This is a genomic window from Deinococcus pimensis DSM 21231 (genome assembly GCF_000519345.1).
GTDB classification, from domain to species: Bacteria; Deinococcota; Deinococci; order Deinococcales; family Deinococcaceae; genus Deinococcus_A; species Deinococcus_A pimensis.
Map to the genome: position 1 here is coordinate 1,537 of NZ_KI912630.1, position 637 is coordinate 2,173.

Consider the following 637-nt stretch of genomic DNA (forward strand, 5'->3'; position numbering starts at 1 on the left):
CGAGCTTCGGCGCGGTGACGCTGCCGTCGGCGGGGCCCTGCGCGAGCGCCGCGCGCAGCGCGTCGAAGTTGGCGTTCACGTCGGCGGAGCGGATCGGCTGACCGGGCGCGAAGCTGAAGGGGAGGCTGAGATTGCCGACGGCGAGCGCGCTGAGGCCGCTCGCGCCGAGCGCGAAGCCGAGGACGAAACGGCGGATGTGCGTGGGTCTCTTCATGGCGTTCTTCCTTTACTGCCAGACGGCGACGTCCCAGACGGAGCCGTCCCAGCTGCCCTGCACGCTGGGGAGGCTGCCGGACTGGCAGGCGGCGAGGAGCGCGGCGAGCGCGACGACGATCAGCAGACGAACGGGATTCTTCACGGAAGCCTCCGGGGTGGACCTGACTGTCCGGAGCGTAGAGGAATGTGGATGGCGTGAGGATGATGAAGCGATTCTCACGACTGGGCGCGGGCGCACCCTCCACGGGGTCCTCTTCACGGCTTTTAAAGATCGAACGACTACAGTGGAACCACCGAAGACCCCACGTCCCCGCCCCAGCAGGAGGTCCGCGTGTTCCAGAGCCGTCACACCCGAGCAGGACCGCCGCGCGCCGGAAGGCGCCCGTGAAGGCGCTGCTCCTCGGCCTCACGCTCGCCGGAG

The 637-nt window shown here is 69.2% G+C and carries 2 protein-coding genes; both read right to left on the reverse strand.

The genetic code is table 11. The features are described from left to right. Nucleotides 1-214: hypothetical protein (locus DEIPI_RS38885; protein WP_045233601.1), on the reverse strand; the 214-nt coding region annotated here is incomplete at its 3' end. A gap of 12 nt (nucleotides 215-226) precedes the next feature. Next, entirely contained in the window at nucleotides 227-358 is a 132-nt protein-coding gene (locus tag DEIPI_RS41810) for a hypothetical protein (protein WP_281173176.1), read from the reverse strand. Between the last annotated feature and the right edge of the window lie 279 nt (nucleotides 359-637).